Source organism: Haematobacter sp. (genome assembly GCF_032102465.1).
In the GTDB taxonomy this organism is placed as follows: Bacteria; Pseudomonadota; Alphaproteobacteria; order Rhodobacterales; family Rhodobacteraceae; genus Haematobacter.
Map to the genome: position 1 here is coordinate 160,746 of NZ_DAMDHB010000003.1, position 20,659 is coordinate 181,404.

Annotated in this window: 18 protein-coding genes; 11 read left to right on the forward strand and 7 right to left on the reverse strand. The window is 65.6% G+C overall.

Going from position 1 to position 20,659, the window contains the following annotated elements:
* Positions 1-64 precede the first annotated feature (64 nt).
* Together RT513_RS04030 and RT513_RS04035 are read left to right on the forward strand one after the other, a co-directional pair.
* A complete protein-coding gene (locus tag RT513_RS04030) occupies positions 65-1,243 on the forward strand; it encodes a biopolymer transporter ExbB (protein ID WP_088214309.1) in 1,179 nt (392 codons plus the stop codon).
* Positions 1,243-2,757, forward strand: coding sequence for a peptidoglycan -binding protein (locus RT513_RS04035; protein ID WP_290690851.1), 1,515 nt, complete (start codon positions 1,243-1,245; stop codon positions 2,755-2,757). The genes RT513_RS04030 and RT513_RS04035 overlap by 1 nt, the downstream gene beginning before the upstream one ends.
* Positions 2,758-3,097: 340 nt before the next feature.
* Here the strand turns inward: RT513_RS04035 and clpA are convergent, their stop codons facing one another.
* Positions 3,098-5,446, reverse strand: a complete 2,349-nt coding sequence (clpA, locus tag RT513_RS04040; RefSeq protein WP_290690853.1) for an ATP-dependent Clp protease ATP-binding subunit ClpA — start codon at positions 5,444-5,446, stop codon at positions 3,098-3,100.
* 202 nt (positions 5,447-5,648) lie between these two features.
* Positions 5,649-6,419 carry a hydroxyacylglutathione hydrolase gene (gene gloB, locus RT513_RS04045; RefSeq protein ID WP_290690856.1) on the reverse strand — a complete coding sequence of 257 codons (771 nt, stop codon included), beginning with the start codon at positions 6,417-6,419 and terminating at the stop codon, positions 5,649-5,651.
* A 67-nt stretch (positions 6,420-6,486) separates the two neighbouring features.
* Here gloB and RT513_RS04050 point away from each other — a divergent pair, with 67 nt between their 5' ends.
* From RT513_RS04050 to RT513_RS04075, 6 genes are all read left to right on the forward strand, one after another.
* Positions 6,487-7,245 (forward strand): methyltransferase domain-containing protein, encoded by a 759-nt coding sequence (locus tag RT513_RS04050; RefSeq protein ID WP_088214313.1) that lies wholly within the window; start codon positions 6,487-6,489, stop codon positions 7,243-7,245.
* 225 nt (positions 7,246-7,470) lie between these two features.
* Complete coding sequence (locus RT513_RS04055) at positions 7,471-8,040, forward strand: F0F1 ATP synthase subunit delta (RefSeq protein ID WP_088214314.1); 570 nt, start codon at positions 7,471-7,473, stop codon at positions 8,038-8,040.
* On the forward strand, positions 8,040-9,578 hold the full coding sequence (gene atpA / locus RT513_RS04060) for a F0F1 ATP synthase subunit alpha (RefSeq protein WP_290690863.1): 1,539 nt from the start codon (positions 8,040-8,042) through the stop codon (positions 9,576-9,578). The genes RT513_RS04055 and atpA overlap by 1 nt, the downstream gene beginning before the upstream one ends.
* Positions 9,579-9,602: 24 nt before the next feature.
* Complete coding sequence (locus tag RT513_RS04065; RefSeq protein ID WP_290690865.1) at positions 9,603-10,478, forward strand: F0F1 ATP synthase subunit gamma; 876 nt, start codon at positions 9,603-9,605, stop codon at positions 10,476-10,478.
* A 15-nt stretch (positions 10,479-10,493) separates the two neighbouring features.
* Complete coding sequence (atpD, locus tag RT513_RS04070) at positions 10,494-11,912, forward strand: F0F1 ATP synthase subunit beta (protein ID WP_290690867.1); 1,419 nt, start codon at positions 10,494-10,496, stop codon at positions 11,910-11,912.
* 10 nt (positions 11,913-11,922) lie between these two features.
* A complete protein-coding gene (locus RT513_RS04075; protein WP_088214317.1) occupies positions 11,923-12,321 on the forward strand; it encodes a F0F1 ATP synthase subunit epsilon in 399 nt (132 codons plus the stop codon).
* A gap of 163 nt (positions 12,322-12,484) precedes the next feature.
* Here the strand turns inward: RT513_RS04075 and RT513_RS04080 are convergent, their stop codons facing one another.
* Positions 12,485-13,501, reverse strand: coding sequence for a ribose-phosphate pyrophosphokinase (locus RT513_RS04080; RefSeq protein ID WP_035744902.1), 1,017 nt, complete (start codon positions 13,499-13,501; stop codon positions 12,485-12,487).
* Between the two features lie 98 nt (positions 13,502-13,599).
* Between RT513_RS04080 and RT513_RS04085 the strand changes: the two genes are divergently transcribed.
* Positions 13,600-14,196, forward strand: a complete 597-nt coding sequence (locus tag RT513_RS04085; RefSeq protein WP_088214318.1) for a 2-hydroxychromene-2-carboxylate isomerase — start codon at positions 13,600-13,602, stop codon at positions 14,194-14,196.
* An 8-nt stretch (positions 14,197-14,204) separates the two neighbouring features.
* The gene (locus RT513_RS04090) at positions 14,205-15,002 is read left to right on the forward strand and encodes an alpha/beta fold hydrolase (RefSeq protein WP_290690894.1); all 798 of its coding nucleotides are present in this window, start codon (positions 14,205-14,207) and stop codon (positions 15,000-15,002) included.
* Here RT513_RS04090 and RT513_RS04095 read toward each other — a convergent pair whose 3' ends face one another.
* Positions 15,003-16,904 (reverse strand): hypothetical protein, encoded by a 1,902-nt coding sequence (locus RT513_RS04095; RefSeq protein WP_290690871.1) that lies wholly within the window; start codon positions 16,902-16,904, stop codon positions 15,003-15,005.
* A 158-nt stretch (positions 16,905-17,062) separates the two neighbouring features.
* Between RT513_RS04095 and RT513_RS04100 the strand changes: the two genes are divergently transcribed.
* Complete coding sequence (locus RT513_RS04100; protein WP_290690873.1) at positions 17,063-17,755, forward strand: SIMPL domain-containing protein; 693 nt, start codon at positions 17,063-17,065, stop codon at positions 17,753-17,755.
* A gap of 84 nt (positions 17,756-17,839) precedes the next feature.
* On the opposite strand, the gene RT513_RS04105 is transcribed toward RT513_RS04100, so the two are convergent.
* The 3 genes from RT513_RS04105 to RT513_RS04115 all read right to left on the reverse strand — a co-directional run bounded on the left by RT513_RS04105 (position 17,840) and on the right by RT513_RS04115 (position 20,541).
* Complete coding sequence (locus RT513_RS04105) at positions 17,840-19,126, reverse strand: O-acetylhomoserine aminocarboxypropyltransferase/cysteine synthase family protein (protein ID WP_290690875.1); 1,287 nt, start codon at positions 19,124-19,126, stop codon at positions 17,840-17,842.
* A 187-nt stretch (positions 19,127-19,313) separates the two neighbouring features.
* Positions 19,314-19,724: a hypothetical protein gene (locus tag RT513_RS04110; protein WP_290690877.1), complete on the reverse strand. Its 411-nt coding sequence runs from the start codon at positions 19,722-19,724 to the stop codon at positions 19,314-19,316.
* An 85-nt stretch (positions 19,725-19,809) separates the two neighbouring features.
* Complete coding sequence (locus tag RT513_RS04115; protein WP_290690879.1) at positions 19,810-20,541, reverse strand: lipopolysaccharide kinase InaA family protein; 732 nt, start codon at positions 20,539-20,541, stop codon at positions 19,810-19,812.
* Between the last annotated feature and the right edge of the window lie 118 nt (positions 20,542-20,659).

The window sequence follows — 20,659 nt, forward strand, 5'->3', positions numbered from 1 at the left end:
GTTGGCATCGCGGGCCGGGCACGTCATTCTCCCCCGAAATCGAACGTCATGTGAACGGATTGCAATGAACCGCCCGACCCGAGAGGTTGATACCGTTTTTTCCCAGCCGGTCCGGCAGGTTCTGTTCATGGTCATCGCGCTGCTGCTGGTCGCGGCGGGCGCGTGGATGATCCACCGGGAGGTGTCGGAGGTCTTCCGCGCGAACGTCTGGCTGAACGGTTCCATCCTGTTCGTGTTCGTCGTCGGGGTGGTGGCCTGCTTCTGGCAGGTGGGTCAGCTCATGGCGGCGGTGAACTGGATCGAGGGATTTGCGCACAACCGCCCGGGCTACGTCGCCTCCCGGCCGCCGAAGCTGCTGGTGCCGCTTGCCACGCTTCTCGGGCAGCGCACGCCGGGGGCGGGGCGGCTTCAGCTCTCCTCAACCTCCGCGCGCTCCATTCTGGAATCGGTCGGCGCGCGGATGGAGGAGATGCGGGACATCACCCGCTATCTTGGCAACCTGCTGATCTTCCTTGGGTTGCTCGGCACCTTCTTCGGCCTCGCCACGACGGTTCCCGCGGTCGTGCGGACCATCGGCGCACTCAGCCCCCAGCCGGGGGAGGAGAGCCTCGCGGTGTTCGGCCGGCTCATGCAGGGGTTGAACTCGCAGCTTGGCGGAATGGGGACGGCGTTTGCATCCTCGCTGCTCGGCCTGTCGGGGTCGCTGGTCATCGGGCTTCTGGAGATCTTTGCCAGCCACGGGCAGAACCGCTTTTACAGCGAGCTTGAGGACTGGCTCTCCTCCATGACGCGCATCGGGATCGCCTCCGGCGACGACGGCTCCATCAGCCAGGAGGCCGTGGGGGGTCTGATCGACCACCTGTCGGACCAGATGGATGCACTGACCCAGCTTTACGCACAGGCGGAGCAGCGGCGGAGCCTGCTCGACCAGCGTATCGGGCTGCTGGCCGAATCCGTGGATCGCCTGACCCGCAAGCTGGAGGGGGAGGCGGGCACGATGGGCGCGCTCACCCGGTTGACGGAGGGGCAGGAGCGGTTGGTCGGCGCCCTTGCCCAGCGGGAGGAAACCGGCGCGCTGGATGCCGAAAGCCGTATGCGGCTGCGGTCCATGGACGTGCAGCTTCTGAAGATTCTCGAAGAATTGTCCGCGGGGCGGCAGGAGACGCTCTATGATCTCCGCAGCGACCTTGCCGCACTCGCATCGGCGGTGCGGGGTCTGGGCTCCGACCAGCGGAGGGGGTGATGGCGTTCTCGCGCGGGCGCACACGATTTGAAACCAACGTCTGGCCGGGTTTCGTGGACGCGATGACCTCGCTCCTCATGGTCATCATGTTCGTGCTGTCGATCTTCATGATCGTGATGTTCGTGTTGCAGGATCGGGTGAGCAGCCAGGATTCCGAGCTGGAGGCGCTGACGGGCGAAGTGGCCCAACTGTCGCGTGCACTCAACATTTCCGAACGCCGGGGGCAGGTGCTTGAAGGCACACTGGCGGAGCGGCAGGGGGCGCTGGACGCTGCGACTGGCCGTATCACCGATTTCGAGGCGCAGGTCGCCGCGCTGATCGCAGCGCGGGATCGGGCTCAGACCTCGCTCGCAACGGCGGAGGGCGAGAAGCGGGAGCTTCTGTCCGCGCAGGAGGCGCTGAATCTCGCGCTCGCACAGGCCCGGCAGGAGGTCGATGCGGGGCAGGAGGCCGCCCGGCTGGCGGCTGCCCGGCGGGAAGCGCTGGAGGCGCTTGTTGCCGATCTTCGGGCAAAGGGAGAGGCGGATGCGGCCCGCCTGTCGGAGGCGGAGGTCCAGCGCCTGACGGAGTCGGAGGCCGCCGCGGCGCTTCGTGAGCGGTTGAAGAACGCCGATGCGGAACTGACGGCCATGACCCTCGCCCTGGAGGAGCAGCGCAAACGGGCAGAGGAAACGCTGACCCTGCTCGCCGCTGCGGAAGCCGCGCGGGACACGGCGAAGGCGGATGCGACGCGGGAACTCACCGAAGCCGAGCGGCGCGCGGGCCTGCTTGCCGCCGCCAATTCCGCGCTGGCAGGCCAGCAGGCACGGGGAGCCGAGGATGCCCGCCGGGTTGCCGCCCTGAATGAACAGGTGGCGGCGTTGCGCGCACAACTCGGCTCCTTGCAGGCCGTGCTCGATGCCTCCGGCGAGAAGACGCGTGAGGCGGATGTGCGTATCGAAACGCTCGGGGGCCAGCTCAACGTCGCGCTGGCGCAGGTCGCTGAAGAACAGCGGCGGCGGGCGGAACTCGAAGCGGCGGAGCGGGCCCGGCTTGCGGCGGAAGCCGAACGGCTGGAACGCTACAGCTCGGAGTTCTTTGGCAAGCTGCGCGATGTTCTGCAGGGAAGGGATGGCGTGCGGATCGTGGGGGATCGCTTCGTCTTTTCTTCCGAAGTGCTGTTCCAGCCGGGTTCGGATACCCTTGCGCCCGAAGGACGCTCGCAGATCGCCGGGGTCGCCTCGATTCTGAAGGATATCTCGAATGAAATTCCGCCGGGCATCGACTGGATCCTTCGGGTGGATGGCCATACCGACGATACGCCCCTGTCGGGGACGGGACAGTTTCGCGACAACTGGGAGCTGAGTCAGGCCCGTGCCCTGTCGGTCGTGCGCTACATGGTCAACGATCTGGGATTCCCACCCGAACGTCTGGCCGCGACGGGATTTGGTGAATTTCGCCCCGTCGCGAGCGGCAACTCACCCGAAGCGCGGGCGCAGAACCGCCGAATCGAGTTGAAACTGACCGAGCGTTGAACCCGTGGGGGTGATTTCGGGTGGGCCTGACGTTTGGAGGCGCGCGCCAGCAACAAGATAGCGCTTCTTTCACGAAAGTGCCGGTCGTGTAGGGTGTTGCGCTGCGGATCCTCACCAAGGGAGATTTAGACATCTCCACGGACTGCTGAAAAGGCGTTCAGATCTGCGTTGAGGCGGTGATCGTTCGCAATCCAAAGAAGAATTCAAACGGTTCTGATCATCCGGGAGCCTATTTCCCGATTTGTGAAACAGGACATTTCAGGGCCTTTTTAGCAGCCTGCCAAGCGCAGCAAAGAAAAGGCCCCGCTGCGCACAGCGGGGCCTTTCATGAAGATCGGGCTTATTCCGCTGTCAGAAGCGGCGGCTTGTTGCCTGTGAGCCGGGGGCGCGACGGCTCCTCGATCTCCAGGGCGATGGTGTCGTCCTTGACCGCGATCTTGACCACGCCGCCCTTGGCGAGCCGACCAAAGAGCAACTCCTCCGCCAACGGCTTCTTGATGTGCTCCTGGATCACCCGACCGAGGGGACGCGCGCCCATCTTGTCGTCGTAGCCCTTCTCGGCCAGCCAGTCAGCGGCGGCTGGTGTCAGTTCGATATGCACCCCACGGTCCATCAACTGGGCTTCAAGTTGCAGAACGAACTTTTCGACGACTTGCAGGATCACCTCACGCGGCAGCGGTGCGAAGGAGATCACCGCATCCAGACGGTTGCGGAATTCCGGCGTGAAGGTCCGCTCGATGGCTGCCGTATCCTCACCTTCGCGACGGTCACGGTTGAAGCCGATGGCCGCCTTCGCCTGTTCGGAGGCCCCGGCATTCGAGGTCATGATCAGGATCACGTTGCGGAAGTCCACCTGCCGGCCATTGTGGTCGGTGAGTTTGCCGTGATCCATCACCTGCAACAGGATGTTGTAGACATCCGGGTGCGCCTTCTCCATCTCGTCCAGCAGCAGCACGCAATGCGGATGCTGGTCCACGCCGTCGGTCAGCATGCCGCCCTGATCGAAGCCGACATAGCCCGGAGGCGCGCCGATCAGCCGGGAAACCGTATGTTTCTCCATGTATTCCGACATGTCGAAGCGCAGCAGTTCCACGCCAAGCGTATTGGCGAGCTGTTTGGCGACCTCCGTCTTGCCGACGCCGGTCGGACCCGCGAACAGGTAGTTGCCGATGGGCTTCTCCGGCTCCCGCAGGCCCGCGCGGGCCAGCTTGATCGCGGAGGAGAGCGCCTCGATCGCCTTGTCCTGACCGAAGACCACGCGCTTGAGGGTCTTTTCCAGGTCGCGCAGCACCTCTGCATCGTCCTTGGAGACGCTTTTCGGGGGGATCCGGGCGATCTTGGCCACGACGGCCTCGATTTCCTTGGCGTTGATCGTCTTGCGGCGGCGTGACTCGGGCAGCAGGTGCTGAGCGGCACCTGCCTCGTCGATCACGTCGATCGCCTTGTCGGGCAGTTTCCGGTCATGGATGTAGCGCGCGGACAGCTCCACGGCCGTCTTGATGGCATCCGCGGTATAGCGGATGTCGTGATGCTCCTCGAAATAGGGTTTCAGGCCCATCAGGATCTTGATCGTGTCGGGCACCGACGGTTCGTTCACGTCGATCTTCTGGAAACGCCGCGACAGCGCCCGGTCCTTCTCGAAATGCTGGCGGAACTCCTTGTAGGTGGTGGAGCCCATGCAGCGCAGCCGCCCCCCCTGAAGCGCGGGCTTCAGCAGGTTGGAGGCATCCATCGCGCCGCCGGAGGTGGCGCCCGCGCCGATCACTGTATGGATTTCGTCGATGAACAGGATCGCGTCGGGGTGATCCTCCATCTCCTTGACCACGGCCTTCAGGCGCTCTTCGAAATCCCCCCGGTAGCGGGTTCCGGCGAGCAACGCGCCCATGTCGAGCGAGAAGATCGTGGCAGAGGCCAGAATGTCCGGCGTCTCCCCTTCGACGATCTTCCAGGCGAGTCCTTCGGCGATGGCGGTCTTGCCGACTCCGGGATCCCCCACGAGAAGCGGGTTGTTCTTGCGGCGGCGGCAGAGCACCTGGATGCAGCGCTCCACCTCCCCCTCCCGGCCGATCAGCGGATCGACATCGCCCTTCCGCGCCTTGGCGTTCAGGTCAACACAATATTTCGCAAGCGCGGATTCGCGCGACTCACCCCCGGAATTCCCCGAGGTGGAACCGGATTGGGACGACGTGTTCTGTTCCTCCTCATGATCGCTGGTTCCGGTGATCGGGCGCGTCTCGCCGAAGGAGGGATCCTTGGCTACGCCATGGGCGATGAAGTTGACCGCATCGTAACGGGTCATGTCCTGCTCCTGCAGGAAGAAGGCCGCGTTCGATTCGCGTTCGGCAAAGATCGCGACAAGGACATTCGCCCCCGTCACTTCTGTCCGGCCGGAGGACTGGACATGGATCGCCGCACGCTGGATCACGCGCTGGAAGGCCGCGGTCGGCACCGCCTCCGAGCCTTCGATATCGGTCACGAGGGTCGAAAGATCATCGTCGATGAAGTCGGTGAGCGTCCGGCGGAGTTCCTCAAGATCGACACTGCAGGCCCTCATCACCCGGGAGGCGTCGGGTTCGTCGATCAACGCCAGCAACAGGTGCTCCAGCGTTGCGAGTTCGTGGCGCCGCGCGTTGGCCAGCGCCAGCGCAGCATGGATTGCTTGCTCGAGGGTGGTCGAAAAAGAAGGCACGGGCCGTGCTCCTGTCCTTGAGGGTCGGAGGTGGGGCGGACCCCGCTCCAACCGTGTCCCCATATCCTTAAAGTTCGGTGTTCGAGGCCGCGCTTCAAGTTTTTTCTGTGAGATTCCGCCCGATCCGCGCGCAGTTGCGACAAATGTGATCGGAAAGGCTCCTCCCATGTCCCGACCGGATGACCGGTCGTCCCGGAATCGCTCAGAATGCGTCCTTTCTGCGCCGGATTTCGGCAAAAACTTCCGCATCTTCTGCATCGCTCCCGAACCCGAGCTGGCGTCTGATGCCGGCCTCGCCGGGCCGCAGGAAAGGATTGGTCGCGAGTTCTTCCGAGAGCGTCGAGGGTACGGTCGGTTGCATTCGCGCACGCAGAGCCGCCACCTCGGTCTGTCGCGATCTAAGCATTCCGTTCTCAGGTTCAATGGTTAGCGCAAACGCGATGTTGCCCGTCGTGTATTCGTGACCGGAATAGACGCGCGTTTCGGGCGGCAATGAGATGAGCTTCGTCAGGCTTTCCCACATCATAGCGGGCGCTCCCTCGAAAAGCCGCCCGCAGCCGCAGGCCATGAGGCTGTCTGCGGAAAAGAGCGCCCCTGTCTGCGGGAAATGGAAGGCGACATGTCCCACGGTATGGCCGGAGACATCGATCACCCGGCCGTCCTCTCCGCCGACCCGAACCGTGTCGCCCTCCGTCACCGCGGTGTCGAGCGCGGGGAGCCGGTGTCGGTCGGCGGCGGCGCCGATCACGCGCGCATTCGTGGCGGCCCGAAGCTCATCGACCCCCTGAACGTGATCGGGATGGTGGTGGGTGAGGAGGATCGTGCCCAGCCGCCAATCCCGCTCCTCAAGGGCGCGGAGAATCGGCGCGGCTTCCGGCACATCCACCACGGCGGTGTCGCCGGTCGCGGCGTCGTGCAGCAGGTAGGCGTAATTGTCGCTCAGGCAGGGGATGGTGATGATGTCGAGGGTCATGGTGTTTCCTTGCGGCTCGGCTATCTTGCGGGTCATGGCCAAGCTAATCGCTGATACCGCGGAGACAATGCACCTGGACGCGCTGGAACTGCGTAATTTCTATTACCGCACCGGCCTCGGCCGGGTTGCGCAGCGGAGCCTGCGGCAGAGCTTCCTTGAGCTCTGGCCGGAGGCTCAGGGCCAGACGGTGGTGGGATTCGGCTTTCCCGCGCCGCTTCTGCGACCCTACATGGGCAAGGCGCGTCGGATTGTCGCACTGATGCCGGGTCAGCAGGGCGTGATGTCCTGGCCGCGGGGGGAGGCGAACGTCTCCGTGCTTTGCGAGGAGACGCAGTGGCCGCTCCCCACCGGCATCGCGGACAAGCTCTTCCTGCTCCACGGGCTGGAGACGACGGACTACCCGTCCGAGCTTCTGGAGGAGTGCTGGCGGGTGCTGGGGGCGGGGGGGCGTGCGATCTTCGTCGTGCCCAACCGGTCCGGCATGTGGTCCCGGACGGATTCGACACCCTTCGGTTTCGGCCGTCCCTATTCGCTCCGCCAGCTGGAGTCGCAGCTCAAGCGCCACGCTTTCACTCCCGAACGCTACGTCACCTCGCTTTACACCCCGCCATCTCCCCGGCGATTCTGGTTGCGCACCTCAGACTTCTGGGAGGGGACGGGGCGGCGGCTTTCGTCCGTCTTTTCGGGCGGCGTACATATCGTGGAGGCGTCGAAGCAGGTTTATGCCCCCACCCGTCCGGGCCTGCGGCAGATGGTCCGCCGGCCGCTCCGCGTGCTGGAGGGGGCAACCCAGCCCGGTCCCGTCGCAGGCGCGGAGCCCGCTTAAGTCACAGGTTGCACAGAGCTGTGGCAACCTTGCCAGATGTTGGCGCTAAAGGCCCGAAATAAGCCTTTTGTGGGTGTCTCCGTCGGTCCAACACGGTTGCGAGCGCGGAAGGGGTCTGCTACACGCAACCCCGGATTTGGGCCGCGCCGTGCGTGCGCCTTGGACGGCCCCGGACCCGCGTGCTTTTCCCGCACTGCGCCGGTGAGGGGTCACAGCATCGGAAGGGTGGACGTGGCCGAACCTGCTTCGATTTCATACGGTATCGCCGCGCGTTATGCGACGGCCGTCTTCGAACTGGCACAAGAGCAGAACGCGCTTGATGCGTTGGAGGCCGATATCGGCACTCTCGACGCGATTCTCAAGGAAAGCGCCGATTTCCGAACCATGATTACCTCGCCCCTCTACTCGCGCGACGCGGAGAAGAATGCGGTGATGGCCGTCGCGGGCAAGGCCGGTCTCACGGATGTGATGTCGCGCACGTTGGGCCTCATGGCGGATCATCGGCGGCTGTTCACGCTCCCCCAGTTCGTGACCGAGCTTCGGGACATGATCAAGCGCGCCAAGAACGAGGTGACTGCTGAGGTGATTTCCGCCCAGCCGCTCACCGAGGATCAGGTGCAACGTCTCGAAACCGTGCTCACCGCCAAGGCGGACGGGCGCAAGGTTCTGATCAATACGACCGTGGATGACACGCTCATCGGTGGTCTTGTCGTCAAGCTGGGCTCGAAGATGATCGACACCTCGGTCCGCTCGAAGCTCTCGGCACTCCAGAATGCAATGAAAGAGGTCGGATAATGGGTATCCAAGCTGCTGAGATCTCCGCGATCCTCAAAGAGCAGATCAAGAATTTCGGCCAGGAAGCCGAAGTGGCGGAAATCGGCCGCGTCCTGTCGGTTGGCGACGGGATTGCCCGGGTCTATGGCCTCGACAACGTGCAGGCGGGGGAGATGGTCGAGTTTCCCGGCGGCATCCAGGGGATGGCGCTGAACCTCGAAGTCGACAACGTCGGTATCGTGATCTTCGGTGACGACCGCGGCATCCGCGAGGGCGACACCGTAAAACGCACGAAATCCATCGTGGACGTGCCCGCGGGCGAGGGGCTGCTGGGCCGCGTGCTCGACGGTCTCGGCAACCCGATCGACGGCAAGGGCGCGCTGAACTTCTCCGAGCGCCGCGTGGCCGATGTGAAGGCTCCCGGCATCATTCCGCGGAAGTCCGTGCACGAGCCGATGGCCACCGGCCTCAAGGCGATCGACGCGATGATCCCGATCGGCCGCGGTCAGCGGGAGCTCATCATCGGCGACCGTCAGACCGGCAAGACCGCCGTGGCGCTCGACACCATCCTGAACCAGAAGTCCTACAACGAGGCTGCCGGTTCCGACGAATCCAAGAAACTCTACTGCATCTACGTCGCCATCGGGCAGAAGCGCTCGACCGTGGCGCAGCTGGTGAAGAAGCTCGAGGAGAGCGGTGCGATCGAATACACGATCGTCGTCGCCGCGACCGCTTCCGATCCCGCGCCGATGCAGTATCTCGCGCCCTATTCGGCGACCGCGATGGCGGAATTCTTCCGCGACAACGGCCGTCACGCGCTCATCATCTATGATGACCTCTCCAAGCAGGCCGTTTCCTACCGTCAGATGTCGCTGCTGCTGCGCCGTCCGCCGGGGCGCGAAGCCTATCCGGGCGACGTGTTCTATCTCCACTCCCGTCTGCTGGAACGCTCGGCGAAGATGTCGGATGCCTTTGGCGCCGGTTCGCTGACGGCGCTTCCGATCATCGAAACCCAGGCGGGCGACGTGTCGGCCTATATCCCGACCAACGTGATCTCCATCACCGACGGTCAGATCTTCCTTGAGACGGAACTGTTCTACCAGGGCATCCGCCCGGCGGTGAACACCGGCCTCTCGGTGTCGCGCGTCGGCTCGGCTGCTCAGACCAATGCCATGAAATCGGTCGCGGGCCCGGTGAAGCTGGAACTCGCGCAGTATCGCGAGATGGCGGCCTTCGCCCAGTTCGGCTCCGACCTCGATGCCTCCACGCAGAAGCTGCTGAACCGCGGTTCCCGCCTGACGGAGCTGATGAAGCAGCCGCAGTATTCGCCGCTGACCAACGCGGAGATCGTCTGCGCGATCTATGCGGGGACGCATGGCTTCCTGGATTCGATCCCGGTTGGCAAGGTCGGTGCCTTCGAGAAGGGCCTGCTGGGCCATCTGCGCACCAATCACCGCGCGCTGCTCGACGACATCACCGTCAACGACCGCAAGGTGAAGGACGAGCTTGAAGCCAAGATCAAGGCCGCGATCACTGAATTTGCCAAAGACTTCGCTTAAGGGCGGGGGAGCAGGGACGGATAGATGCCGAGCCTAAAGGACCTCAAGAACCGGATCAGCAGCGTCAAGTCGACGCGCAAGATCACCAAGGCCATGCAGATGGTCGCGGCGGCGAAACTGCGCCGCGCCCAGGAAGCCGCCGAAGCCGCCCGCCCCTATGCGGAGCGGATGAATTCGGTCATCGCGGGCCTCGCCGGGTCGGTCGCGGGCTCGCCTGGCGCGCCGCGGCTGCTCGCCGGAACGGGGCAGGACAAGGTCCACCTCCTGGTCGTCATGACCTCGGAGCGTGGCCTTGCCGGTGCCTTCAACTCCTCCATCGTCCGGTTGGCGCGGCTCCGTGCCGACACGCTGATCGGGCAGGGCAAGACGGTGAAGATCCTGACCGTGGGCAAGAAGGGGCGCGAACAGCTCCGCCGCGACTACGGGCAGTATCTCGTCGGGCATGTCGATATGTCGGAGGTAAAGAAACTCGGCTACGTCAATGCCCACGATATCGCGCGTCAGATCATGACACGGTTCCAGAACGGCGAATTCGACGTGGCGACGATCTTCTACAACCGTTTCCAGTCGGTCATCAGCCAGGTGCCGACGGCGAAGCAGATCATCCCCGCCTCGTTCGAGGAAACGCCCGCCACATCCGCCTCGTCGCTCTATGAGTATGAGCCGTCCGAGGAAGGTATCCTGACCGATCTGCTGCCGCGTTCCATCGCGACCCAGATCTTCACGGCGCTGCTTGAGAACGCAGCCTCGGAGCAGGGTGCGCGGATGAGCGCGATGGACAACGCGACCCGCAACGCGGGGGACATGATCAACAAGCTCACGATCCAGTACAACCGCTCCCGGCAGGCTGCGATCACCAAAGAGCTTATCGAAATCATCTCGGGCGCCGAAGCGCTCTAACGACCGGAGTAACCAATGTCACAAGGCAAAGTCACGCAGGTCATCGGCGCTGTCGTGGACGTGCAGTTCGACGGCGCGCTCCCGGCGATCCTGAACGCGCTGGAGACGACCAACAACGGCAAGCGCCTCGTTCTGGAAGTGGCTCAGCACCTTGGCGAGAACACCGTGCGCACCATCGCGATGGATGCGACGGAAGGCCTCGTCCGCGGCGAGCCGGTGAGCGATACCGGCGCACCGATTTCGGTGCCCGTCGGCGACGGCACGCTCGGCCGCATCCTGAATGTCATCGGCGAGCCGATCGACGAAAAGGGTCCGGTCGACGCGACCGAGCGCCGCGCCATCCACCAGCCCGCGCCCGACTTCGAGGACCAGTCCACGGAATCGGCGATCCTCGTCACCGGCATCAAGGTCATCGACCTGCTGGCCCCCTATGCGAAGGGCGGCAAGATCGGCCTCTTCGGCGGTGCGGGCGTCGGCAAGACGGTGCTCATCCAGGAACTCATCAACAACATCGCCAAGGTGCACTCGGGCTATTCCGTGTTCGCCGGCGTGGGTGAGCGGACGCGCGAGGGCAACGACCTCTACCACGAGTTCATCGAATCGGGCGTCATCAACATCGACAAGCTCGAAGAGTCCAAGGTGGCGCTGGTCTATGGCCAGATGAACGAACCGCCGGGTGCCCGTGCCCGCGTGGCGCTCACCGGTCTGACCATCGCGGAGCAGTTCCGTGACCAGTCGGGTTCGGACGTGCTGTTCTTCGTCGACAACATCTTCCGTTTCACCCAGGCGGGCTCGGAAGTGTCGGCGCTGCTGGGCCGCATCCCCTCCGCCGTGGGCTATCAGCCGACGCTCGCCACCGACATGGGTGCGCTGCAGGAGCGGATCACCTCGACCCGCGCCGGGTCCATCACTTCGGTGCAGGCGATCTACGTGCCGGCCGACGACCTTACCGACCCGGCACCTGCGACGTCGTTTGCCCACCTCGACGCGACGACGGTGCTGTCCCGCGCCATCTCGGAGCTGGGCATCTACCCGGCGGTGGACCCGCTCGACTCGACCTCCCGGATCCTCGATCCGCAGGTGGTGGGGCAGGATCACTACGACACCGCCCGCGCCGTGCAGGGGATCCTTCAGCGCTACAAGTCGCTGCAGGACATCATCGCCATCCTCGGGATGGACGAACTGTCGGAGGAGGACAAGCTGACCGTGGCCCGCGCCCGGAAGATCCAGCGCTTCCTGTCGCAGCCCTTCGACGTGGCGCAGGTGTTCACGGGTTCGCCCGGTGTGCAGGTTCCGCTCGACAAGACCATCGCCTCCTTCAAGGCGGTCGTCGCGGGCGAATACGATCACCTGCCGGAAGCAGCCTTCTACATGGTCGGCGACATCGAGGAAGTGAAGGCGAAAGCCGAGCGTCTCGCTGCGGCCGCGGCCTGAGGGAGCTGACATGGCCGATACGATGCAGTTCGACCTCGTGGCGCCGGAGCGGATGTTGACATCCGTTGCCGCCACGGCGGTCACCATCCCCGGATCGGAGGGAGAGCTTACGGCCATGCCGGGGCACGCCCCCCTGATCCTCACGCTTCGTCCCGGCATCGTCCGGGTCGAAGGTCCGAAAGGCGCGGCGAGTTTCGTCGTTACCGGGGGCTTTGCCGAGATCAACGCGGGCGCGGTTTCTGTGCTGGCGGAGAAGGCGATCCCGATTACGGAGGTGACCTCCAGCGTGATCGACCAACTGGTGCTCGAGGCGGAGAGCCTTGCCGACAGCGCGCCGCCCGAGGAAAAGGCGAATACGGAAAAGCTGGTCGCCGATACCAAGGCGCTGAAGGATCTGATCCGCCACTGAGCGGCGGCTCCATGAGATGCGGGAAAGCCGGCAGCGATGCCGGCTTTTTTCATGCGCCAGCCTTCGCCGGCATGAAAGCCCTTCACCGGTATAAAAACCTTTCACCGGCATGAAAAAGACCGCGCCGAAGCGCGGTCCGATCCCTCTCCCGAAGGCCGCGCCGTCAGCGCGGATACATGCCCTCATAGATCGGCACCAGCGTATTGGTGTCGAACAGCGAGGACACCGATGTCCCGTTCCAGATGTTCAGGATCGCCTGCGCGAACATCGGCGCGGTGGGCACGATGCGGATATTATGCGCCGCTTTCACCGCCGCCGTCGGCTCGATGGAATCGGTGATGACGAGGTTCTTCATGGCGGAATTGGTGATCCGTTCCACCGCGGGGCCGGACAGCACCCCGTGGCTGATATAGGCGTGGACCTCCTTCGCGCCATTCTCCAGAAGCAGGTCAGCCGCCTTCACCAGCGTTCCGGCCGTGTCACAGATATCGTCGATGATAAGGCAGATCTGGTCCTCCACCTCACCGATGATGGTCATTTCGGCGACCTCACCCGGCTTGGTGCGCCGCTTGTCCACGATGGCGAGGTTGGCGCCGATCCGCTGGGCGAGCTCCCTCGCGCGGCCCACGCCGCCGACATCGGGCGAAACCACGGTGATCTCGTTCATCCGGCCGCGGAAATTGTGCTCCACATCCAGAGCAAACACCGGGGCGGCATAGAGGTTGTCCACCGGGATGTCGAAAAAGCCCTGAATCTGGGCCGCATGCAGGTCGAGCGTGAGGATGCGCTCGATCCCGGCCTCGGTCAGCAGGTTGGCGACCAGCTTCGCGGAAATCGGCGTGCGCGCCTTGGTGCGGCGATCCTGCCGGGCATAGCCGAAATAGGGGACCACGGCGGTGATCCGTCCGGCGGAGGAGCGGCGGAGCGCATCGGTGATGATGAGCAGCTCCATCAGGTTGTCGTTCGCCGGGTTGGAGGTCGGCTGGATGATGAACATGTCCTCGCCACGGACGTTCTCATAGACTTCGACGAAGATTTCCTGATCGTTGAAGCGCTCCACCCGCGCATCGACGAGCCCGACGGTCATGCCGCGGTGCATCGACATGCGACGTGCGATGGAAGAGGCGAGCGAGCGGTTGGCGTTGCCGGAGATCAGTTTCGGCTCATTCATGGCAGCCATGACGGGATCCTTGCTACAATCGGCGGGAGGCCGGATTCGCGATATTGACACCGCTTATCACCGGGCTACGCTCGCGCCAACACGCGGGGGGACGGTTCATGACGCAGATCGACTACTTCTTTTCGACGGCCTCGCCCTATACCTACCTCGCGGGCCTGCGCCTGGAAGAGATCGCCGCCCGCCACGGCGCGACCATCGCCTATAAACCGGTCGATCTCGGCGGTCTGTTCCCCCGCACGGGCGGGCTGGCGTTGCCGCAACGTCACCCGGCGCGGCAGGCCTACCGGTTGCAGGAATTGCGGCGGCAGGCGGCGAAGGCCGGGCTGCCGATCCATCTCCAGCCGCGCTTCTGGCCCGTGAACGCCGCGCCTTCCGCCTATGCGATCATCGCGGCGCAATCTGCTGGCGGAGGCGATCTGGGAGGTCTCGTTCACGGGTTCTGCGCCGCCTGCTGGGCGGAGGAGCGGAACATCGCGGAGGATGACGTGATCCGCGACGAACTCTCCCGCCACGGCTTTGACGCCGCACTGGCCGACAAGGGCCTGCTGGTGGGAGCGGAAACCTATGCGAGAAATCTGGAGGAAGCCGTATCCCGGGGCGTCTTCGGCGCTCCTTTCTACATAGTCGGCGAGGAGATGTTCTGGGGGCAGGACCGGCTCTCCGACCTCGACGCGCATCTGTCGGGGCGGCTGTAGTGGCCGACATGGTGGACCGCGGAGCGCCGCTTGCCACGCGAAGCTGGGGCAGCGGCCCCCGGGCAGTCGTTCTGGCGCATTGCTCGCTCGCCCATGGCGGAGCGTGGAGCGGTGTCGCTGCTGATCTGGATGACCTCTGCGCGATGACTGCCGTGGATTTGCCCTCGCACGGGCGAAGCTGGCGGTGGGCCCCCGGCCTTGGCGACTATCACGATGTCGCGACGCATGCGCTACGTCGTTCGGTGCTGACGGCGGGCAGGGGCGGGCCGGTCGATCTGGTCGGCCACTCGCTCGGCGGCACGCTTGTTCTTCGTCTGGCGCTGGAGACCCCTGAACTCGTGCGGAGCCTCGCCCTGGTGGAGCCGGTGCTGTTCGCCGCGGTGACGGGTGGCGGACCCGTAGCTGACAACCGGGCCTTTGCAGAGGCCTGGGGGCGGGGCGACAGGGAAGAGGCCTCCCGCGCCTTCATGTCGCGCTGGGGTGCGGGCATGGCATGGGAGTGGTTGCCCGACCGGATGAAGCGCTACATCGTCGATCGTATCGAGGTGATTCCCGCGACATCGGGGGCGCTGTCCGAGGATTCCGCAGGCCTGCTCCGACCGGGGCGGCTGGAAGGGCTGGCCCGGCCCGTAACGCTGATCCATGGGGCCGCATCCGCGCCCCTCGCGCCGGAGATCGTGCACCGGCTTGCGGCGCGCCTTCCCGATGCGGAGGTCGTGGCGATTCCGGGCGCGGGCCATATGGCGCCCATCACGCATCCGGCGGCTGTGGCAGAGGCCTTGCGGCGTTTGCTCGCGCGGAGCTGATCAGGTCTTGGGCATGGCGAGCACGAAGCCACGCCCCGACTTCACGTAATGAAGCTCGCTTGCCCCGATGGCCACCACCTGACCCCCGTCGAACCGGTCTCCCACCTTCACCTGCTGCAACCGTCCGTTGGATAGCCGAACGAGGGCGCGGCGGTTCGACGATGTGCCGAACACGCCAAGCAGATTAACATCGCGCAGGTTCATCGCTTTAGTGATGGTGGCTTGCTTGGCAACGGAGGCTCGGGTGGGGATTCTGGGTGTCACGACCTGTGGTTCCGGTTCATCGTCAGATTCTGTGGCTGCAGCCAGAGGGCTTCTGGTCACGACCGGTTGGCGCGCCGCAGCAACGACGGGCGGCGTCATTTGCGGCTGAGGGGGGGCTGCGACGGCGGCGCGCGCCGGGGCGGCTGGTTCCGCCACGGCTGCGGCAAGGGCGACCGCGATGGCGGGCGCAAAATTCCTTGGTCTCGAACGGGGCCGATCGACGGCGAGCGCGACGGGGGGGTTCTCTGCCTCGGCTGCGGCCTGGCCACGCGCGGCGATGCCTGCGGGCTTCGGCATCGGACGATGCGAGGACAGTTTCGGGGCAGGATCGTTGCTGGCCATGTTCCGCGGTGCCGCCGGTGTGGCGGCTATCGGGCGGGAGCCGGGGCGCGCTTTCGGCCGGGTGGCGTCGATCTGCGCCCCCGTGCGGCGGCGTGGTGCTTCCGTCAGGGCGAGGCGCGGGCCGACCGGATAAGCCACCCCGAGCATGGCCGGACGGTGTCGTGCAAGAAGCCCACGAAGGGTCTCCGCCTCCGCCGCTTGCGCCGTCAGAGGGCGAGTCGGAGCGGCGAGGGTGCCGGCGTGCGCGGCACCGACAAAGTCGAACTGACCGGCGCGGCTCGTCCGCTGGTCACCCAGAAACAGGCCAGACCCGAGCAGGACAAGCAGGATAAGCACCAGAAGCCCAAGGGCGAGCATCAGTCCGCGCCGCATGCGTGTCCGCTCCCTCGCAGGCGCACGCAGGGTGTTCTTCGCATCCGTCGCAGGGGACGTGCTGGCGGCGCCCTGAAGCGGCGGGCTGACATGGCGGACGCTCTCCTGCGGGGGCAGATCGGGGCGCGGCGCGGTCGGCCGAACAGTGGCGGCTGGCGCGGCGAGCGCGGCCACATCCGCATCGAGCGGCGGCGGTTCGGCCGCCATGGGGGCAGGGGGGTGGGTTTCCCGACCCTCCTCCACATGGTCTGACAGAACCCCGACAGAGCCCGGCGCATCCACCGCCATCGCCTCGGAGCCCTGCACCGCCCGCTGCGCCCCCGGGGAAGCCGTCGGCGCGGCGTCGGGCGGCCGTTTCGGCTCCCCCGGAACAGGACGCCGGTCGAGAAGGCGCATCGGTACGGTCTCACGCTCCACCCGCTCCTCCGGGCCGAGCAGCGCGGGGGCGAGATGGGTCTGGCCGAAGAACGGTTCGCCATTGAACTGGCCCTGCGGCGGTATCGCCACGAAGGCCACCGGCGCAAAGCGGCTATCGGCGGCGAAGGCCTCCGCCTCCTCCAGCGTCTCCCGCGCGACGATGGCGACCTGCACCTCCCGCCCGTCGCCGGTCCAGTCGAAAACCAGCTCCTCCGGCGCATAGGGGGTCATCCCCTCCAGCGCCGCGCGGATCTGACGGCGGCGGGAGGCGGCATCCGGCCCGGGGGCCATGACGCGCGTATAGAGTATCTGGTCGTTCGGGATCGCAAGACGCGTCGTCAGCACGCCCGGCTCCATGCCAAGCGCGGTGCTGCGGAGTGCCGCGACCTTCTGGCCGAGGTCGGGATCGCCCAGACCGACGGCCCCGACCGTTCGCCAGCCAAGCGGCGTGCGGTGGAAAAGACGGATGCCGTCGGCGGCAAGTTCGAGCGTGAAACTGGGCTTCATCGGAACGCACCTACCACGAAAGACGGACCGCTGCGATTATGCAGTGGCATCAGCATGGGGTATAGCGGGAAATCGCGCACGCTAGGGGTAGGAACACGGAGAGTTCACTTGTCAGCGGTGCGACGCCCCGCCACAGCAGAGGAAAAAGGAGGCATATCATGCGGTTCACCACTCTCGCCATGCTCATGACGTTCGCGGCCACGCCGCTTGCCGCGCAGGAGGCACAGATGACCTATCCGACCATTACCGTGAACGGAGAGGGAGAGGTCAGCGCCCGCCCCGACATGGCTACCGTGACGCTGGGGGTCGAGACCCTGGGGGACAGCGCGAATGCGGCGCTGGCCGAAAACACCGCCGCGACCGCGAAGATGCTTGAGACGCTGAAGGCGGCCGGAATTGCCGCCAAGGACATGCAGACCTCCGACCTGACGCTCGGGCCCCGCTGGGAGCAGCCCCAGCAGGGCCAGCCGAAGGTCGTGGGATTTGTCGCCGCCAACAACGTGAGCGTGACGGTGCGGGATCTGAACAAGCTGGGCAGCGTGCTGGATACCGTCGTCAGGAACGGGGCGAACACGTTCCAGGGGCTGCGGTTCGGGCTGTCCGATCCCAAACCCAACGCGGATGCTGCGCGCAAGGCCGCCGTCGCCGATGCCATCGCACGCGCGCATCTTTATGCGGAGGCGGCGGGCGTCGCGCTCGGCCCGGTTCAGTCGCTGACCGAAAGCTTCACCGGCCAGCAGCCGCGCCCGATGATGCGCATGAGCGCGGACAGCGGCGCGGGCGTCCCGTTGGCAGAGGGTGAGGTCAGCGTGAACGCGAATGTGACGATGGTTTTCCGTCTGGGACAGTAGGCCCCGCGATACAAGGATGCGCGACACAGGGAAAAGGCCCGGACAACCTGTCCGGGCCTTTCGTTTGCGCTGGCTGCCCGGGCGTTACCCCACCGCGGCGCTGAGGGCCTGATCCAGATCCGCGATCAGGTCGTCGGCATCCTCGATCCCGATGGACAGGCGGACCACGTTCGGCCCGGCGCCTGCGGCCTCCCGCTGCGCATCGGTGAGCTGCCGATGCGTGGTGGAGGCCGAATGGATGATGAGCGAACGCGTATCGCCAAGGTTCGCCACGTGGCTGAACAGCTTCACGCTGTCCACCAGCTTCACCCCGGCCTCGTAGCCACCCTTCACGCCAAAGGTGAACAGCGCCCCCGCGCCACGGGGCGTGATCCGCTGCGCCCGCTCATACCAGGGGGAGGACGGCAGCCCCGCATAGGTCACGACCTCCACGCGGGGATCGGCCTCCAGCCAGGCGGCGACCTTCCGTGCGTTCTCCACGTGCCGGGCCATGCGCAGGCTCAGCGTCTCGATCCCCATGAGCGTGTAATGTGCGCCCTGCGGGTTCATCGTCATGCCAAGATCACGCAGACCGACGGCGATGCTGTGGAAGGTGAAAGCCATCGGCCCCAGCGCCTCGTGGAACTTCAGTCCGTGATATGCGGGTTCCGGCGCGGAGAGCGAGGGGAACTTGTCAGACGCCGACCAGTCGAACTTGCCCGAATCGACCACGACCCCGCCCGTGACCGTGCCGTTGCCGGTCATGTATTTCGTCAGCGAATGCACGACCAGCGTCGCGCCCATCTCTATGGGGCGGCAGAGCCAGGGCGTGGCGAGCGTGTTGTCCACGATGAGCGGCAGCCCGGCCTCATCCGCCACCTTTGCCACCGCGGGAATATCGGTGACATAGCCGCCGGGATTGGAGATCGATTCGCAGAAGATCGCGCGGGTATCCTCGTCGATCGCGGCCCGCAGCGCGTCCAGATCGTCGAAATCCACCAGCTTGGCGGACCAGCCGAACCGCTTGATCGTCTGGGTAAGCTGCGTGACCGTTCCCCCGTAGAGCCGGGTGGAGGCGACAACGTTCTTGTCCGGCGCCATCAGCGGGAACAGCGCCATGATCTGCGCGCCATGGCCGGAGGAGCAGCAGACCGCGCCCGCACCGCCCTCAAGCGCCGCCACCCGATCCTGAAGCGCGCTGACCGTGGGGTTGGTCAGGCGGGAATAGATGTAGCCCACCTCCTGAAGGCCAAAGAGCGCCGCTGCGTGATCTGCATCGCGGAACACATAGGCGGTGGTCTGATAGACCGGCACCTGACGGGCACCGGTCGCGGGATCGGGGTTCGCGCCCGCATGGACTTGCAGCGTGTCGAAACCGGGGGTTCTGGTCATGTCGTTCTCCTCTTCGCGCGGGAGGCTAGGGGAGGGCGCAGCCCGCCGCAAGCGGCGCGTGACCGACCGGTGACAGCGCAGTCATTCCAGGCGGGGAGTTCCGGACCGGTCATCCGTCCGGCAGAGGATGAGACGGAACCCCGCAGGGCCAGTGTCCGCTCGCAAGGCCAGTGTCCGATGGCTGGACTCAGGCTCCCACCTTCGGCCCGGGGCAGGGCATGTTGTCGTTGCTCTGGTTCACTTCCACCAGATCCTCCCCGTTCGGATCCCCGTTGAAATGGGCGCGGAGGCCCCCCGGCGTCGCGTAGAAGACCCAGCATTGCGGAAGCGGATCGCTTTCATAGACGAAACAGATCTCGTCCCCGGCGGGATACCACTGGCCGTAGCGGCATTCCTGCCCGACAAAGGCCCAGACGACCTGCCGCCCCGGCAGATAGCGCTCGATGCCATAGGGCGCGCCGTTCGCGCCATAGGTCAGTGTCTTGCCCGTCGAATACCGCTCGAACGCCTCTGCCGACATGGGCCGTTCGGCCGTCGTGGCCGAGAGCACGGGCAGGGCGGCAAGGCCAAGGGCGAGAGCGGAGAGCAGAAGGCGCATCGGAACCTCGTCGGGGTCACCTCCGAAGTGGGGGGCACCTCCGAACGGTGACAGATCGACCGGCGTCTGGCCAGTCCCTGTTTCCTCACGTCTCCGCGCTGAAACGATGGAGCGTCAGCGGCAGGGCGGCAAGCTCGCGCGAGCGGGGTCTGCGCCTGCGGAGCGGCGCGGTCAGTGGCGTCAGAAAGCCCAGCATACGCGCGATACGCCCCGCCAGAGGCCACAGTCCGATGCTGTCCTCCTCCCGGTAGGCCGCGATGGCGGCGTCGATCTCCGGGCGCTCGCCCTCCGCCGCGACATAGGCGGAAAAGACGAACATCAGCAGATCGAGCGCCATGTTGATCCGGCGGTTCCTGCGGGGGGCATAGCGCTCGAAGTCGATGAGCGTGATGCGCTCCCCGTCCCACAGCATGTCGCGCAGGTTCGGGCGTCCATGCGCGATTCCGGCTGCGTGGAAGGCATGGAGCGCGCGCGCCGCGGCCCGAAAGGCCGCCATCCGCTCCTCCTCCGCAAGAAGCCTGTCGCGAAGGATTTTCGCCAGCGGCACACCGCTGTCGGGGGTGACGAAATAATCCTCCGCTTCATCGACCACCGGCGGAACCGGCAGCCCGAGCCGGCCCAGATCATGAAGCGCGCGGCGCTCCCGCTCGAAGGCGCGCGCGGCATCGCCTTTCTGCAGCCGGAGCTTCAGGCTGTTGTAATGCTCCCGCCGCTTCACCCAGTAGCGCCTGCCATCCACCGCCACCGGCGCGACGCGCTGTGCGGGTGGCAGCGTGGCGATTGCGGCACGGAGCCGGGGGAGGAAAGCGTCGGTCATCCCGGTTATCTAGCCGCTCACGCTCCGAAACGGGAGGGGAAAGAGCCTTCGGGCTGGTTTCGGGGGGTGCGGGTCTTTCAACTGACGTCCGTCTGCTTTAGCTGAGAGAAAAGCCGAA

Excerpts from the sequence above, each read along its gene's own strand:
- RT513_RS04035 (WP_290690851.1), top strand. The coding sequence starts at position 1,243 with ATGGCGTTCTCGCGCGGGCGCACACGATTTGAAACCAACGTCTGGCCG.
- RT513_RS04110 (WP_290690877.1), bottom strand. The coding sequence starts at position 19,724 with ATGCGCCTTCTGCTCTCCGCTCTCGCCCTTGGCCTTGCCGCCCTGCCC.
- RT513_RS04050 (WP_088214313.1), top strand. The coding sequence starts at position 6,487 with ATGCACCTGGACGCGCTGGAACTGCGTAATTTCTATTACCGCACCGGC.
- RT513_RS04100 (WP_290690873.1), top strand. The coding sequence starts at position 17,063 with ATGCGGTTCACCACTCTCGCCATGCTCATGACGTTCGCGGCCACGCCG.
- RT513_RS04095 (WP_290690871.1), bottom strand. The coding sequence starts at position 16,904 with ATGAAGCCCAGTTTCACGCTCGAACTTGCCGCCGACGGCATCCGTCTT.
- RT513_RS04065 (WP_290690865.1), top strand. The coding sequence starts at position 9,603 with ATGCCGAGCCTAAAGGACCTCAAGAACCGGATCAGCAGCGTCAAGTCG.
- atpA (WP_290690863.1), top strand. The coding sequence starts at position 8,040 with ATGGGTATCCAAGCTGCTGAGATCTCCGCGATCCTCAAAGAGCAGATC.
- RT513_RS04090 (WP_290690894.1), top strand. The coding sequence starts at position 14,205 with ATGGTGGACCGCGGAGCGCCGCTTGCCACGCGAAGCTGGGGCAGCGGC.
- RT513_RS04030 (WP_088214309.1), top strand. The coding sequence starts at position 65 with ATGAACCGCCCGACCCGAGAGGTTGATACCGTTTTTTCCCAGCCGGTC.
- RT513_RS04075 (WP_088214317.1), top strand. The coding sequence starts at position 11,923 with ATGGCCGATACGATGCAGTTCGACCTCGTGGCGCCGGAGCGGATGTTG.
- RT513_RS04115 (WP_290690879.1), bottom strand. The coding sequence starts at position 20,541 with ATGACCGACGCTTTCCTCCCCCGGCTCCGTGCCGCAATCGCCACGCTG.
- RT513_RS04085 (WP_088214318.1), top strand. The coding sequence starts at position 13,600 with ATGACGCAGATCGACTACTTCTTTTCGACGGCCTCGCCCTATACCTAC.
- atpD (WP_290690867.1), top strand. The coding sequence starts at position 10,494 with ATGTCACAAGGCAAAGTCACGCAGGTCATCGGCGCTGTCGTGGACGTG.
- RT513_RS04105 (WP_290690875.1), bottom strand. The coding sequence starts at position 19,126 with ATGACCAGAACCCCCGGTTTCGACACGCTGCAAGTCCATGCGGGCGCG.
- RT513_RS04080 (WP_035744902.1), bottom strand. The coding sequence starts at position 13,501 with ATGGCTGCCATGAATGAGCCGAAACTGATCTCCGGCAACGCCAACCGC.
- gloB (WP_290690856.1), bottom strand. The coding sequence starts at position 6,419 with ATGACCCTCGACATCATCACCATCCCCTGCCTGAGCGACAATTACGCC.